The sequence below is a fragment of the uncultured Pseudoteredinibacter sp. genome, assembly GCF_947502065.1.
GTDB lineage: Bacteria > Pseudomonadota > Gammaproteobacteria > Pseudomonadales > Cellvibrionaceae > Pseudoteredinibacter.
In genome coordinates this window covers 62,015-77,088 of record NZ_CANMYE010000009.1, presented here as the reverse complement: position 1 = coordinate 77,088, position 15,074 = coordinate 62,015, and the positions used below count along the sequence as shown (strand labels likewise).

Annotated in this window: 15 protein-coding genes; 5 read left to right on the top strand and 10 right to left on the bottom strand. The window is 45.2% G+C overall.

Features of this window, described 5'->3' with window-relative positions; all coding sequences use genetic code 11:
• The first annotated feature begins 199 nt into the window (after positions 1 to 199).
• From Q1A41_RS17625 to Q1A41_RS17615, 3 genes are all read left to right on the top strand, one after another.
• On the top strand, positions 200 to 1,759 hold the full coding sequence (locus Q1A41_RS17625) for an alanine/glycine:cation symporter family protein (RefSeq protein ID WP_299981651.1): 1,560 nt from the start codon (positions 200 to 202) through the stop codon (positions 1,757 to 1,759).
• 126 nt (positions 1,760 to 1,885) lie between these two features.
• Positions 1,886 to 2,263, top strand: coding sequence for an MmcQ/YjbR family DNA-binding protein (locus Q1A41_RS17620; protein ID WP_299981649.1), 378 nt, complete (start codon positions 1,886 to 1,888; stop codon positions 2,261 to 2,263).
• Positions 2,264 to 2,299: 36 nt separating this feature from the next.
• The gene (locus tag Q1A41_RS17615; RefSeq protein WP_299981647.1) at positions 2,300 to 3,493 is read left to right on the top strand and encodes an RDD family protein; all 1,194 of its coding nucleotides are present in this window, start codon (positions 2,300 to 2,302) and stop codon (positions 3,491 to 3,493) included.
• 16 nt (positions 3,494 to 3,509) lie between these two features.
• Here the strand turns inward: Q1A41_RS17615 and Q1A41_RS17610 are convergent, their stop codons facing one another.
• From Q1A41_RS17610 to Q1A41_RS17590, 5 genes are all read right to left on the bottom strand, one after another.
• On the bottom strand, positions 3,510 to 4,511 hold the full coding sequence (locus Q1A41_RS17610; protein WP_299981645.1) for a glycosyltransferase family 2 protein: 1,002 nt from the start codon (positions 4,509 to 4,511) through the stop codon (positions 3,510 to 3,512).
• On the bottom strand, positions 4,502 to 5,908 hold the full coding sequence (locus Q1A41_RS17605) for a hypothetical protein (protein WP_299981643.1): 1,407 nt from the start codon (positions 5,906 to 5,908) through the stop codon (positions 4,502 to 4,504). The genes Q1A41_RS17610 and Q1A41_RS17605 overlap by 10 nt, the downstream gene beginning before the upstream one ends.
• A complete protein-coding gene (locus Q1A41_RS17600; protein WP_299981641.1) occupies positions 5,895 to 6,278 on the bottom strand; it encodes a GtrA family protein in 384 nt (127 codons plus the stop codon). Before Q1A41_RS17600 ends, Q1A41_RS17605 begins: the two co-directional genes overlap by 14 nt.
• A 212-nt stretch (positions 6,279 to 6,490) precedes the next feature.
• On the bottom strand, positions 6,491 to 8,071 hold the full coding sequence (locus Q1A41_RS17595) for a transglycosylase domain-containing protein (RefSeq protein ID WP_299981639.1): 1,581 nt from the start codon (positions 8,069 to 8,071) through the stop codon (positions 6,491 to 6,493).
• A 35-nt stretch (positions 8,072 to 8,106) separates the two neighbouring features.
• Positions 8,107 to 8,490, bottom strand: coding sequence for a BlaI/MecI/CopY family transcriptional regulator (locus Q1A41_RS17590; RefSeq protein WP_299981637.1), 384 nt, complete (start codon positions 8,488 to 8,490; stop codon positions 8,107 to 8,109).
• A 224-nt stretch (positions 8,491 to 8,714) separates the two neighbouring features.
• Here Q1A41_RS17590 and Q1A41_RS17585 point away from each other — a divergent pair, with 224 nt between their 5' ends.
• Entirely contained in the window at positions 8,715 to 9,110 is a 396-nt protein-coding gene (locus tag Q1A41_RS17585; protein ID WP_299981636.1) for a hypothetical protein, read from the top strand.
• Positions 9,111 to 9,231: 121 nt separating this feature from the next.
• Here the strand turns inward: Q1A41_RS17585 and Q1A41_RS17580 are convergent, their stop codons facing one another.
• The 4 genes from Q1A41_RS17580 to Q1A41_RS17565 form a co-directional block, all read right to left on the bottom strand.
• Complete coding sequence (locus Q1A41_RS17580) at positions 9,232 to 10,338, bottom strand: phosphoribosylaminoimidazolesuccinocarboxamide synthase (protein WP_299981635.1); 1,107 nt, start codon at positions 10,336 to 10,338, stop codon at positions 9,232 to 9,234.
• A gap of 265 nt (positions 10,339 to 10,603) precedes the next feature.
• On the bottom strand, positions 10,604 to 10,843 hold the full coding sequence (locus Q1A41_RS17575) for a YdcH family protein (RefSeq protein ID WP_299981633.1): 240 nt from the start codon (positions 10,841 to 10,843) through the stop codon (positions 10,604 to 10,606).
• 673 nt (positions 10,844 to 11,516) lie between these two features.
• Complete coding sequence (gene nhaC / locus Q1A41_RS17570; RefSeq protein ID WP_299981631.1) at positions 11,517 to 13,022, bottom strand: Na+/H+ antiporter NhaC; 1,506 nt, start codon at positions 13,020 to 13,022, stop codon at positions 11,517 to 11,519.
• 83 nt (positions 13,023 to 13,105) lie between these two features.
• Positions 13,106 to 13,942, bottom strand: a complete 837-nt coding sequence (locus Q1A41_RS17565; protein ID WP_299981629.1) for a 6-carboxytetrahydropterin synthase — start codon at positions 13,940 to 13,942, stop codon at positions 13,106 to 13,108.
• 100 nt (positions 13,943 to 14,042) lie between these two features.
• Between Q1A41_RS17565 and Q1A41_RS17560 the strand changes: the two genes are divergently transcribed.
• A complete protein-coding gene (locus Q1A41_RS17560) occupies positions 14,043 to 14,363 on the top strand; it encodes an NGG1p interacting factor NIF3 (protein ID WP_299981627.1) in 321 nt (106 codons plus the stop codon).
• A gap of 83 nt (positions 14,364 to 14,446) precedes the next feature.
• Here the strand turns inward: Q1A41_RS17560 and Q1A41_RS17555 are convergent, their stop codons facing one another.
• Positions 14,447 to 15,055 carry an NUDIX hydrolase gene (locus Q1A41_RS17555; RefSeq protein ID WP_299981625.1) on the bottom strand — a complete coding sequence of 203 codons (609 nt, stop codon included), beginning with the start codon at positions 15,053 to 15,055 and terminating at the stop codon, positions 14,447 to 14,449.
• Positions 15,056 to 15,074: the final 19 nt, after the last annotated feature.

The window sequence follows — 15,074 nt, the reverse complement described above, 5'->3', positions numbered from 1 at the left end:
ACTGACTAATCCCAACAGCTAGGCGAGGTCGATAAAGGCTTCCCTAGCTACCCTTTTCATCCTCTATCTCCTTGAGTAAAGGGGCAGACGCCCCTCTTTTTCGGGTTTTCTTCTGTCTGATCGTTAATTATAGTGGTACGCGGGGTTTGAGCCCGGCTTATACCCCAGAAACTATCCTAATCATAAGAAAGGTTTTCTCATGTCAGAGACCCCAGAAACTCTTGCCGCAGAGGCGGTTGAAGCAGCACAGGCGGCTTCAGCGGATGCTGGCACCTCCTTGCAGACCATTGTAGACGCTATTAACAGTGTGGTTTGGAGCCCAGCGCTTATCTATACCTGCTTAGCGGCAGGACTGTTTTTCAGCATCATGACTCGCTTTGTTCAGCTGCGATTGTTTAAAGAAATGATCCGCCTGCTGTTTTCAGGAGGGGCTTCGGACAAGGGCGTATCCTCATTTCAGGCTCTGGCTGTTTCACTGTCCGGTCGTGTTGGTACCGGTAATATCGCTGGCGTGGCGGCAGCTATCGGTTTTGGTGGCCCCGGTGCCGTTTTCTGGATGTGGGTAGTGGCCTTTTTAGGGGCTTCTACTGCTTATGTGGAATCAACTCTGGCACAAATTTATAAAGAAGAGCATGAAGGCCAGTATCGTGGCGGCCCGGCTTTTTATATTGAAAAAGCGACTGGTCAGAAATGGTACGGTATTTTGTTTGCTATCGCGACGATTCTGGCTTGTGGCATTTTGCTCCCTACGGTGCAGTCCAACGCGATTGGTAATGCAGTAGATTTGGCTTTTGGTAGTGGCACTATGCTGGATACAGCATTGGGCACCATCAGTTCAACAAAGGTTATTACAGGCGCTGTAGTCGTAATGATCCTAGGCTTCATTATTTTCGGTGGCTTAAAGCGTATTGCTAAGTTTGCTGAATTTGTGGTGCCGTTTATGGCGCTGTCTTACATCATCATTGCTTGTGTGGTTTTGGTGCTAAACATCGACCAGGTTCCTGCGGTATTTGCTTTGATTATTGGCGATGCATTCACCCCAATGGCGGGCATCGGTGCGGCAATCGGTTGGGGCGTTAAACGTGGTGTTTATTCCAACGAAGCCGGCCAAGGTACAGGCCCACATGCGGCGGCGGCTGCTGAAGTGCAGCACCCAGCTCAACAAGGTTTGGTGCAGGCATTCTCGGTATATATTGATACTTTGTTTGTATGCTCTGCGACGGCATTTATGATTTTGATCAGCGGCGCCTACAATGTTCATGGTGAGGGAGGTTTCTTGGTTCAGAACCTTGCGGCCACAGTTGATGCCAACAGCCCTGCATTTACTCAGCATGCGATTGAGTCGGTATTCCCTGGAGTAGGTGAGCCGTTTGTGGCGGTTGCGCTATTCTTCTTCGCCTTTACCACCATCCTTGCTTACTACTATATCGCCGAAACCAATGTTTCTTATGTGCTTCGTAGCATTAAGATTCCAGGTGCTTTCTTTATCTTGAAAGTGATTATGATGTTTGCCGTATTCTACGGCAGCGTGAAAGCCGCGACTCTGGCCTGGGGCCTTGGTGATATTGGTGTGGGCTTGATGGCCTGGCTGAATATCGTAGGCATCTTGATTATCTTCTTTATTGCTAAGCCGGCGATTAAGGCCTTGCGTGACTATGAAGCGCAGCGTAAAGAAGGTGTCAGTGAATACCGCTTTGATCCTAAGGCTTTAGACATTAAACATGCTGAGCTTTGGGAAAAGAAAAACTCTGAGTCTTAAGCTCAACAAAGACTAGAAAACGGCCACTTCATGTGGCCGTTTTTGTTTGAATAATTCGAATGCAAAGTGTTTTCCTGAAACGATAAACTAACATTCTAATCTGGCAATAAAGGCTAGGGAGGCGATATGACCAATGAAGAATTTAATACTTTTTGTGCTTCTCAACAGGCCGCAGAGCATGTTGTACAGTGGGGTGGAGCGGATGTTTGGAAAGTGGGCGGTAAAGTGTTCGCTATCGGTGGCTGGACAAAAGTAACAGGCCAAGAAGATAAAGAGGTAGGCTTTACCTTCAAAACCTCAGAAAACAACTATCTTTTTTTAGAAAATAAAGAGGGTTATCGGCCTGCTCCGTACCTCGCCTCGAGAGGCATGAAATGGATTCAAAAAATTGGGGTAGATAGCTCTGAAGATGAAGCATTGCGCTACTACATTTTAGAATCTTATAAGATGATCGCCGCAGCCTTGAGTAAAAAGAAGCAGCGAGAGCTGGGTGTCATCAAGTAGTTGAATCAATATGACAAATATAGAGGCACAAAGCCTGTGGATGAACAAGCACTAGCAACTAGCCAAAGCAAAAAAGACCCTAAGAAATTTATTACCCCTTTTGCTTTTAGTGTATCTCCCGTTCTTTACGGAGTGGCTCTAGCATCGCCACTAAAAAGAGCGCTGGCTATACTGATTGACCTTTTTGTTATTGTGCTATTGGCTGAGTTAAGTAGCACATTACTAGCTGTTTTGATTGCTATCGTTTTTTGGCAGATTAGCCGCCAGTTTGCATTGGCCGATGAAAAACCGGTGTTAAAAGTCTGCTTACGTGTATTTGCGAGTCTTATATTGTTCGGGCTTTTGGCATTCTACTATGCCCAAAGTGGCTTGCTGGAAGAAGAACAAAGCTTAAACTGGAGTGTAGGAGATGAAAACTCTCCCATCGAGGATGCATCCTTGGCCCAAGGTGCCGCCTATGCCATTACTGCTTTTCAGCACAATCGTTTAATAACAGAGAAAAAAGAAAGTCTGATCGAGCAGTCCTGTGAGCCTGCCGCTGCATGTTGGCAGGACACTTTTAATGGCATGGCACAGCAGTTAATCGACATAAAGGCTCCCAAGGATATTGCAGAAGATATCATGGCGGCGGCTTTTGAAGAGTCTGATTTATCGGCAGAGACCATTGCCGAAATTCGTTCTAAGTTTCCTAAAGCTTATCTGCAACTAACGGAAACTGTGCCGAGCGAAATCCAAGAGATGGTGAAAATTACTGAAGGTGACTCAGCGGCTTCGGAAGGCAGCACTGAAAAAGAGGAGTTAGGTAGCGCGGCTCAAAGGGCTACTGAAACTGCGGAAGAAGAACATGATGGACAGCATGAAGACACTGAAAAGAGCCAAGCTGAGCCTCAAAATAAATACAGTATTATTGCCTATATTAATGCCCTCTTGGCTGATCTGGGCCTAGGCTTTGGTTGGGCCGCTTTCTACTTTACTGTTATGAGTGCCTGGTTTACCGGTCAGACCGTGGGTAAATACTTAATGGGTATTAAAGTGATCAAGCTTAATGGTGAAAAGATGAGCTTATGGGAAAGCTTTGGTCGTTACGGTGGTTATGGTGCCGGCTTGGCCACCGGCTTAATGGGCTTTATACAAATTTATTGGGATCCGAATCGTCAGGCTATTCAAGATAAGATTTCGGAAACTCTCGTGATAGACTTGAGAAAAGCCCGTTACAACTTTCTAAATTAGCTGATCACTTAGTTACTTACATGTTGCCGGCTTGATCATAAAGTATGTCTGTGGATCCAGATTTTTGATCGCCTAGCCCAACTGTTTGTTGCACCAAGAATCTGGGGCGCCCCTTCAGTTCGTCATATATTTTGGCGATATAACTACTAATGGCGTGTAGCCCAACCATAATCATACTTGTTGTTAATAATTGGAGGATAATGACAGTGGTGAATCCTTCATGTGCATCGCCGCTCGCCCAAGTGTATAAAGAGTGGAAAGTTAAGATGAAAGCTACCAGCAGCATGAGATAGCTAATTGCTCCAATGAGTTTAAGTGGTGCGTAGCTAAAGGCTAGAAGGCTATTTTTTGCGTAGTTAAATAACTGAAAGATGGACCAAGAGCTTTCTCCCTCAATACGTTCAAGAGGTTTGAATTCAAGCTTTTTTTCAGGATATCCCATCCATGCTATAAGCCCCCGGAAAAATCTCTCTTGTTCCGGCATTGAAAGATACCTGGCAATGATCTCTCTATCTAATAATTTGAAGTCGCTGGCTTTCTGGATATTAAATCCACATATTTTTGTGAATAAATGATAATAAGCGCCTGCAAATATGCGCATTATATAGCTTTCGGACTGACGTTCACTTTTAACGGCTGAGACAATTTTGTAGTCTTCATTTTCCCAAGCAGATATCATATTTGGGACGAGGTCAATTGGGTGCTGAAGATCAGCGTCGATTACGATGGCGGCATCACCCCGGCTTTGCATTAGACCAGCCTCCATTGCTGCTTCTTTGCCGAAGTTTCGCGCGAAATTTATTCCGATAATATTCGGATGCTTCTCTGACAGGAGTGTGATCTCCTTCCAGCTTTCATCGGATGACCCATCATTTACAAAAATTATACTGTAGTTAATATTAGGGTTTTCAGCGCTCATAACAGAAGATAACTCATTCTCAAAGAGGTGAATATTTTCTGCTTCATTATATACTGGTACTATGAAGTCTACAGTGTAGAGGCCTTCCCTTATTGGCATGTTTCTGTCTCCGTCTCTATTTGTGTTAACGCATCGTCAGCATAAGCAAAAACTACCTGCTCCTTAGGGCAATCGCAAAGTGCGTAGCAGGCCTTGGGTCCAGGGTTTGATTGTAAAACTTTTTCTCTAATGTCATACAGGCCAGCATGATGCCACTTTGCACCGGTAGGCTTTAGAATACTAAATGATTCTTCCTCATATAAAATTGCTTCACCTTCGACCTTAGTACGCTTGAAAATATCTCTATGAAAATTTGCTTTTGCTAATGGTGACTGGGGGTTATAGGTAGTTACATTTTTATATGTACTAAAAGAAAAAGTTGAAGCTAGTAGTATGTTGGTAAACAAGCGTAGATTTTTAGAGTTGCAAAGAATACAAGCCCAAAGTGTAGGTAATAACAGTAATACAAAAACAGCTACGAAAGTGTAGTTATAGTTAACTCTTGCTGTTGGCATAACGGGGTAGGCAGGAACTAAAACTCCAACTACAAGACTCGCGCCGACCATAAATATACTTAAGGTTCTTATCTTTTCTGCTCTAAATGCCGTTACTAAGCTGGCAAAGATTAAAATGACATAAAAGTACATCAAACCTTTAAAGTGATTAAAGTTGATAATGCGTGTAAAAAAATCAATTACATCTGTGAAACCTTGATGGTCTATTTTTGAACCATAGCCGCTTATAAGTCTGTCCCAGCCTAGTGCATAGCCGCGATAAGGAATGTAGATAAGCACAATAATTATAAATGGAGCTAAATAATAAAAAACGCTCCAGCTTTGTCTTTTTACTGCAATATAAGCTAGATAGGCCGTAAAGAATCCAAATAAAGGTACATACACTTCCTTGTTTAAACAGGCAACGAAATAAAGCGTGGCTGAGAAAATAAGCCTCCAATATCCGCCATTCTCGATGAAAGATTTAAGAAGAATCACACTTAAACAAGAGTATAACAAACCCTCGACATAATGCCTGGTACATAGTATTTGTATTACTGTATAGCTGGCTGGAGTGGTTAGAAAAAATAGGCAAAAGCTTGCCGCGAGCCAAGTTGGCATCCAGCGGCTCAAGGCTCCGTATATGGCTAGGCCACAGACAGAAACGGATATTATTTGGTGTATGTGTGCTGTGGTTGGATCAAGCCCGCCTATTTTAAAGTCTATCCAATAATTGAGTAGAAGCCAGGGTGTGAAATTGGCTGGGATCATGCCTAATTCTTCGGCCGGTGTTGTGAATACTCTTAGACCGTCGAGTGCTACCTTCTTTACATGTTGGGAGTCGTCGAACATCCACCATGTATCAATAAGAAAGCTGTAGTAGTAGCCAAGGAACCCAATAATGATAATTCCCGGTATGGCTGTGCTAAGTAAGCGGATAATTTTTTCTCTAGCGGTAAACATAGTATTTCAGCAGTAAATAGTTACCTGGGATCACTAAACATTCAAATGCAAGCTTAATAATAATGCTATGGATATCTAGAGTGGTGGAAAAGTACTCAATTCCAAAAAGTACAATACTATATGCGATTAGCCATACCAGTGCATATTTTGCCCAGGTTCTCACCGTGTGTTTCTTTGTGTTTTTGAAACTTACTTTTTTGTGGATAAAGTAACCAGCCAGGGCGCCAGTAACTCTGGATACTAATAACGCGCTTGGGTTGTCTAGAAAAATGGAAGAAATTAAAAAAGCTATATTATCTAGAACCCAAATCAGCCCTATAGATAGGCCGTAACGTAATTGTGTTGGGGTTAATAAGGGAAGGCTTGCCAAGAGAAATTCCTTTTAGCTTGATCGCCGGACAAATGTTAGTGGGTTAATGTTACATAAAAATGATAATTATGAATATGATCTAGTACTCCTTATAGTTTGTTTTTTTCGTGTGTGGTTTATTATCAATGATGAGTGGCAAGGCTAAAGTATAGGGTTGAATTTTTATCCATTTGAACATATTGCCCACCGCTTGGCAGCAGGCCCCGGGCTTATCAATATTGTTTTTCGATCTGGTTGAGAAGCCTTAATTGGCGAGCGTTAGCCAGCTGAGGGTTATCGATCATATTGTATTTCTTGGGGGCTTCTAAGAAGGTAATTAGCATGGCCGCTTCACTTAGGCTGAGCTTTTGATAGGGCTTTGAGTAATAAGTGGCGGCGGCACTTGCCAGGCCCCATGCTCCATTGCCAAAATAAACGCGATTTAGGTACATTTCCAGTATATCTCCCTTACTGAAATTGGCTTCAATAATGCGGGCGAGCTTCGCTTCTTTGAATTTTCGCTTTAATGATCGTTTTTCATTTAAAAAAGATTTGGCCAGTTGTTGAGTAATAGTAGAACCACCTGCAACAAATTGACTCTTGCCACGGAATCTAGCGCCAATATTACTTAGAGTAGCCCGAGCCACCGCTTTTAGGCTAATGCCTTGATGATCATAAAATCCCTGATCCTCGTGCTGCAATAATGCCCGAGTTAATGTGGTGGGAACCTGTTCGATATCTATCGAAGGGCGTGTACTAAGGTTTTTCTGATAACTCTGTTGGATGTTCTGTAGAGCCAATTGCTCTAGGTATTCGTCTTGGCTTTGTAGGTTGAAGTGAATGACCAACGCAAGGCTAACGATAAAGCTTAGGGTGGGAATAGCAATAAGTTTACGTTTGAGTGTTGCTGGCTTGATAAGCATATGAAGTCTCCGTTTGAGCGTTTTTTGACTTAGCCAGGCTTGTGTTGCAAAGCCTGTTGTTTGGCTTTGTACTCGCTCAGCGCTGCTGATTAACAGCTTGCTGTAGGTGATGGGGTTGCTTTTGGCTACCGTTAGCTGGTCGCACTGCAACTCTCTAATAAGTTCTCCGTGACGGCAAAAGGCCCAGAGTAATGGATTTATCCAAAATAAATGCTGAACTAACTTTTCAGCGAGAGACCACTGATGGTGATGGCACCGTAAGTGATTGAGTTCATGCTCTAGAATCAATCGATATTCTTCGCTGTCTTTTTGCAGTTGTGCTGGAAGAAAAACTTCGGCATTGCTTAGCCTAGAGGAGAACGGCTGTGTTAAGTTGTAACAGTGGTAAATTCTAATTTTACCTGTATGAGTAGAATCTCGTTGAGATTTCCTGAGCTGACTTAAGCTGTATAAAGTTACAAGTAGCTTGGCGATAAACAATACTAAACCTACAGCGCCAGCTAAAACTATTAGGCAGCTTAGTATGTGTATTGTGTCGGATAGCCCTAAGCTTAACCTCGCGTAGCCCCCATCAAAATTTGATTCCCCTTTGTGTTCTATTCCACCTTTAATTTCCTTAGGTGAGCCTCCAAATGAAGCATGCGTACTAAAATCCCCAGATTCAACTACTTCAGGCTTGGTTTTGATTGCATTATTTGCAAACGCGGCAATAAGCAGGGGTGGCAGAATCATCAAAAGTAGAATGCTCTTTTGAATCTTTATGTTCCAATCTAATGGAATTCGACTTGGATTGATGAATAATACTGAGCACAGCAACGGTGCTATGAATAACTGGGCAAAAAACAGATATAAAAACAGTTGCTGTAAATAGTTGCTTATATCAAACATCATCGCGGGCCTTGAAAATGTATTGTCACGTTGACACTTTATTTTTGCGCTTCTTTTTCTTTGATCATCGCCTTTAGCTCGTCTAGCTCTTCGGCACTGAATTCATTTTCCTGTAAAAAGTACTCCGCAAAGGAGAGCTTATTGCCCGAAAACAATCGGGTGATGATGGTGCTTAAGCGCCCTTTGGTGACTTGTTCGGGTAATATCTCTGCAAAATAAGCATGCTGCTTGCCTTGTTTTTGGTGGCCGACCAGTGACTTGGCTTCCATTTTTTGTAGGGTTTTTAAGACGGTGGTATAACCAGGTACATCCGATTCAGGCCAAAGCTCGATAATGGTATTGACCGTTGCCGCCTCACCGTTTTGCCAGATGCATTGCAATATTCTCAGCTCTAGCTCAGTTACTTTTATTTCGTCGTTCATACTCAATGATCTCTAGGCTAATTCAGCTATTGCTCTCACATTTTCTTATCGCTACGGTAAAGATATCAATCTACGATGCTTGTCGTACTTAGCGTAGCTTAATACGACACTTGTCGTATATCAATAATTTATTACGATTTTTGTCGTATTTTCTCTCGTCTCTTGAAATATAAGGCCTCGCCCTCAGTAATAGCTGTAAATCAGCCTGTTTGTGTACTTGCTCTATGTTGCTACTAAGAATTGTTTTACTGATCTTTGCTTTGGCTCTGGCTGCCTATGGTGGCTATGCAATGCTCGCTGCTGAGCTAATTTTGCCTACGCTTAGCGGAGTGGAAAATGGACGTTTTGTGCAGCTGGGTGGGCTAACAGCTTTGTTTGGTGGCGCTACGGTATTGGGCTTGGCGGTTATGTTAGCCTGCTCGATGTTTGGGGCCTTAAGCCGCCACCCTGTTCGCGAAATGCAGTGGCAAGATGCTTCCGGAATTGCTCTGAGGATTGCATTCGCGGCTTTTACAGTTGCCTTAATTAGCGCAGTTATGGGTTGGGATAGTATCTATAGTGGATTTTTGGCTGTGAGCGAACCGGTGGATGTGCATTTGCACCCCAGTGCTATTGAGTAGGATGATTTAAGTCGCGCCATGTCATGGGAGCGAGGGAAGTTAGAGAGGGTGTAAATAACGCTAGGAAAAGCTAATGGAAATAGCCTGGCACCGCTTCCGGCGCCAGGCTTTAGTGACTTAATTAGGCGTCAATTAAGCCGTATTCGTCACGAAGGATATCGATGATTTCTGCTTTTGGATTAGCAGAAAGCTCGATTTTTTCGCCAGTGATCTTTTCTGCAATACCACGATAGGTTTCAGAAACCTGCATTAAAATAGCTTCAGGCAATGCATTATCACGGGCAAGTGCATTACGCTCATCCATACGCTCTTTATTTAAAAGAATGTCTGGATCAGGGAAGTGCTTCAGTAATAACTGACGGAATTCTTCTTTTGAATTCTCCACAACTTTACCGTCGCGATAGGATGGGCCGTCCCAGATGCGTGAAGAATCTGGAGTACCTACTTCGTCCATATAGATCAGTTTTTCCTGACCATCTTTAGCGGTCACATAACCAAACTCAAACTTGGTATCAACAAAGATTTGATCCAGCTTTTCAAGCTCAGCCGAGATAACATCAAAACCTTCACGCAATAACTTCTCGTACAAGTCGATATCGTCTTTGCTCTTAAAGTTAAATGCTTCTACGTTATTGTCGATGTCCTGGCGAGTAATGTTTACATCGTCTTGCTCAGGTACGCCAGGAATACCTGTAAGGATACCTTTGGTAGAAGGGGTAATTAGTAGCTCAGGAAGCTTACTGTCTTTCTGTAATTCATCGGCTATCTGAATACCGCAGAATTCGCGCTCGCCCTTGGCGTAGCTGCGCCACATTGAGCCGGTAATATACTGACGGCAAATCGCTTCGATCATGACCGGCTTAGCTTTTTGTACGATCCACACAAATGGGTGTGGAATATCTAGGATGTGGCTATCCGCCAAACCTTGCTCTTTAAACAGCTTAAACCAATGATTAGAAATGGCGTTTAAGGCCGCACCTTTGCCAGGTACGCCATTCATTCCACCTTCGCCATGCCATACACATTCGAAAGCCGAAATACGGTCACTGATTACCATAATGGCCAGTGGGGAATCGGGTGCTACATCGTAGCCCTTTTCTTCGATAAGGCGACGGCTGTCGGCCTCGGTTAGCCAGTATACAGAGCGAACTTTACCGCTGTGTACAGGGGCATCGGTACGGATAGGTAGGTCGTTATTTACGGCCAATACTTTATCGGCAAGACTCATGGGGTTGTCCTGTGCATTGCTTAGCTGTTCAAAGGTTACTTTTTGCTGCTTGCGTCAGTTGGCAAGCGATCTAGAAGCGCCAAAGGCATTGGGCGGGTTTTCTAGAAAGGGGATTCTACCAGAACTCGCCGAAGTTGCCAGATTTTCAGGACTGTTCGGCGTTTATCGCTAGTAGCTATGGGGTGTGAAGAGCTAATGGCTTAAGAGATGAGGGTACGGCCAAGCTAGGCTTGGCCGAAGTGGGGCGTAATGCCCCTAGGGGAAATCAGGCCTTTTGCAGCATAGCGAACATTTCGTCTTTCAGGTGCAAACGCTTAAGCTTAAGCTCTTCCATATGTGCGTCAGTGGTTGGGGAGTCGTTTTGCTCTAGACCACGCACATTGTGATCCAGCTCGTGATACTCCTTAAACAGTTTGGCAAAGTGGCGGTCATTCATTTTTAGATCGTGAATTTGATCGCGGTATTCTGGTAGTTCGTGAACTAAATCGTGCTTCTCAATATTCATGATATTTCCTCAGCTAGTTTGAAAGAAGAACCTTTTGTTTGGCTTTATTATCGGCCTGCTAGCTATTGAGGTGTTGATGTGGGTCAACAATGTATGCGGATAAAAACACGGATTATTGGAGGCCGATTAATGGCGCTCGAGAAACCAAAAGAAGCCTTTAGGCCTCCTATAAATCTCATCTATTTGAGTGGAGTTTGTTCTTTGGTGGAAATAGGTTGGGCTTAGTTTTTGTTTTGTATATCCAAACGAAGCCGAGTCCTGAGCGGGGCAGTAGAGAGTTTCTTAGCACAATTCATTTCATTGCTGAAACCACCTAAGTATGAGTCTAGCTTGGGGTAGTGGTTTGGAGCGACTAGGCTCCTGACCAAAACTCTTGGAGAGGATTGGGGCTTGGCCGAAGGCTGAGCGCATGGATGCGCGAATCCATGGAACGGGTGGCTGCATGACTATTTTGCATGGAGCAAAATAGGGCTTGCCCGTAGGGTGAGTAACTGGATGTTACGAATCCATGCAGCGTCGGAGCGGAAAAGCACTGCCCCAAGCTAAACTCTGGCCAGAGAGCAATTGATACAAAAAGCCCGAGATCACGATCAGTATTTACTATTGTGAATTTGTTAGTAATAGAAAAGCCGCTAAAAAGCGGCTTTTAGTTTGCTTCAGGAACAAAGGCTGCTTATGCCTGGGCTTGCTCTAGCGAAGTAATTTTGAAATTAGTGAAGCCATAGATTGTGGTTATCACCGGGCTTAACAAATTGAAGAAGCAAAAGGGTAGATAGGCAAATGTGGCAACGCCTAAGGTGCCTGCCATAAATACACCACAAGTGTTCCATGGAATCAAAGGCGAAGTGATAGTGGCACTGTCCTCGATCGCTCGAGACAGATTCTGCGGCGCCAAGCCGCGTTTTTCAAACTCAAGTTGGTACATGCGGCCAGGAATCACAACGGCAATATATTGATCTGAAGAAACAAGGTTCACACCAATACCTGTGCAGACGGTAGTGAAAATAAGGCTGCCTGTATTTGAGGCTAGATTAATCAGGCTGTTTACCAAGCGCGCTAGAATGCCGGTCTTTTCCATAATGGCGGAGAAGATCATCGCACAGATAATCAACCAAACGGTATTTAGCATGGAGCTCATACCGCCACGGCTAAGCAGGTCGTCGATATTGCTATCGCCAGTCGTGGATTTATAGCCGTCAAATAATACCGTCCAGCTGCCTTTAAGCATCTGCAGAGCATCACCTAAGTTCTCGCTGGCGCCCATCGCAATGACGCTATCAGCTTGAAAGATTACCGCAAACACCAAGCCCAGCATGATTCCGGCCCAGATGCTTGGTAGCACCGGAAACTGCTTGTATGCTAGTACAAAAACAACGGCCAATGGTAGCAGCAAATACAAGCCTATTGTGAACTGACCTTCCAGGGCCTGCATAGTGTTGTTTAAAGTGTCCAGCTCGCCGCCGCTAGTGTGTTGACTGCCAACCCAGGTAAATAGAATAAGCGCAATAATAAAGCTTGGCGTAGTGGTCCACAGCATGTGGCGAATATGGGTAAATAGATCGGTGTTTGCCGCCGCAGCCGCTAAGTTAGTGGTGTCAGATAACGGCGACATTTTATCGCCAAAATAAGCGCCAGAAATAACCGCGCCGGCGGTTGCGGCTAGGGAGAGATCTAGCACAGTGGCAGCGCCAATAAAGCCAATACCGATGGTACCTGCAACCGTCCAAGAGCTGCCAATACATAAAGCTACAATTGCACAGATCAAGCAGGCCGCGGGGTAAAACCAAGCAGGGTCGAGTAGCTGTACCGCATAATAAATCATCGATGGCACGGTGCCCGACATAATCCAAGCGCCAATAAGGCTGCCCACCGAAAATAAAATCATGATGGCTTTCAAGGCGATAACAATACCAGATTTAATGCCGTCTTCGATTTCATCCCAGCTGTAACCGTTCTTAATACCGATGATGGCCGCGACCGCAGCGGTAAGAATTAAAGCGATCTGGTTGGCACCACTAGAGGAGCTGTCACCATAAAAATATACCGAAGCAGACAGTAAGCCCATCAACACCAAGGCTGGAATAATGGCATCAAAGAGGCTGGGGGCTCGGCTATCCTCACCATTACCCTCGCTGATAATTGCTGGGCTCTCTTCTTTGGTTTCGCTGATTTCGCTCATTCTTGTTCACTCATTGTTTTTATTGTTTGGCCCTAGCCATTTGCTGATCTAGGGCTGTGCTTACCGAAGTATTTCCGGTGAAGCTATATTTGATAGACGGCACCCTTACCGATGCCCTCAAAAGCGCGTACTTTGAATTGACTGCCTGGTGCTGCCTTTTTTAACTGCTCAGCGATATAGCAAGCAATCCATTCCACTGTGGTGTCGGTGGGAAGTAGCTCACAGCACGTCGCTGGCAAGCTAATATCAAAGTTACCTTGGGCGCTTTGATAGGCAAAGCTGAGTTGGGTGTCGCTACGCTCGCTGACATCAAAGTCACTGCCTAAGTAAATATCACACCAGCGCTCTGACCATTGAGCTTCCAGAGCTTTATCGCGCTCGCCGTCGCGCCAAATTTGGATGCCAGAGCGATGGCCATGAGCAATGCGCTGGCAGTTGCCGGCGTGCTTTTTTAAGCCATGGCTGTAGTGGTAAAAAGCGTTGTCGCCCAGCTGCTCAGGCTCGAACTCTAGGCTTAGGCGTTCAATAGTATCGGGGAGCAGGGCTCTAAGCTGTTCGATACTCCACTTGGCCACGCTGCTTGCGTCGATTTCTTCGGCGTCAATTAGGGTAATCGCCTGTGCTGGAGAACGACAGCTCAGTTCTTTATCTCCAAATTTCCAGCGCAAGCTGATGTACTCGCCTTCTTCTAATAGGCTTAAGTTGGGGCTGTGCCTTGGTACCAAAAGGCAGTGATCCAGTATTTCATCCAGCCAGTTGCGCAGTGTTTTTTTCACAATGCCGAAGTCACAGACCATGCCCTGTTCATCAAGGGCGCCATCCAGTTCGGTGCTTGCCAGCCATGTTTCACCCAATAAGCCGCGGCTAGGGTGCAGGTAGCTGAAATCAACATTGGTCAGTTCATCGACAAATAACAACATAGGGGGTAAATAGCTCGATCAAAAGGCCGTCTATGATATAACAGCCCTTGAAGCTGGGCTATTGCCCAGGCTAAGTTCAGCATTTTTGATGGAATCTGCCATGCGCCACAATTACAAACTCAGCTTTTTCGTCCCTAGCGATCACTTGAATGCGGTTAAAGGGGCTGTTTTTGCAGCGGGTGCTGGGCAGCAGGGGGATTATGAGCATTGCTGTTGGCAAACTTTAGGGCAAGGGCAGTTTCGCCCGAATGGTAAGGCCTCTCCCTACATCGGTCGCTCTGGTGAGCTGAGTCAGGTGGAAGAGTATAAAGTAGAAGTGTTGTGTGGTGCCGAATGCATTAAGGCGGCGGTGACCGCCTTAAAGGCTGCCCATCCTTATGAAGAGCCGGCTTATGATGTGATTGAGCTGCTGGACTTTTAGTTGCTTGTCCAGCTTCCCGCTTATTTCCGCTACTTATTGCCAAGAATCCAAGTGACCTTGTTAACAGGCCCTAGTTTGAAGGCTTAGGCGTCTGGATTTACGGGGCCGGTATTACCAAGGGTGTAGCGCGCCGGCTTGGGCGGCTTCCAATCACGCCCTTTGGGGTGCACAAGATCTTCGCTGCGCACTGGGTATTGCCCGCTTTGGCGATCATTGAAGTAATGCTTAAGGGTTTTGCCGACAACCATAAACGCTAAATCATCCCAGGGAATCTCATCTTCACTAAACAAGCGAACTTCTAATGACTCCGGGCCGGGCTCAAAATCTAGTGAGCTTAGCTGCCCACGATAAAACAGGTGAACCTGGTTTATCTGGGGCAGGCTGAACATGGTGTAAAGACTGTCTACCGCTATTTTAGCTCTGGCTTCTTCCCAAGCTTCGCGCAAGGCGCCTTCTTCGGTAGTTTCTCCGTTTTCCATAAAGCCGGCGGGTAAGGTCCATTTGTCGTAGCGCGGCTCAATAGCCCGGCGACACAGCAATACTTTGTCTTCGTAAATGGGCAGGCAGCCTGCAATAATGCGAGGGTTGCTGTAATGAATAGTGTCGCAGCTGTTGCATACGTGGCGTTCGCGGTCATCCCCAGGTGGGATAATCAAGGTCACTTTTTCGCCGCAGTGGCTGCAATGGTTCATAACTCAATCTCTTCTTCGA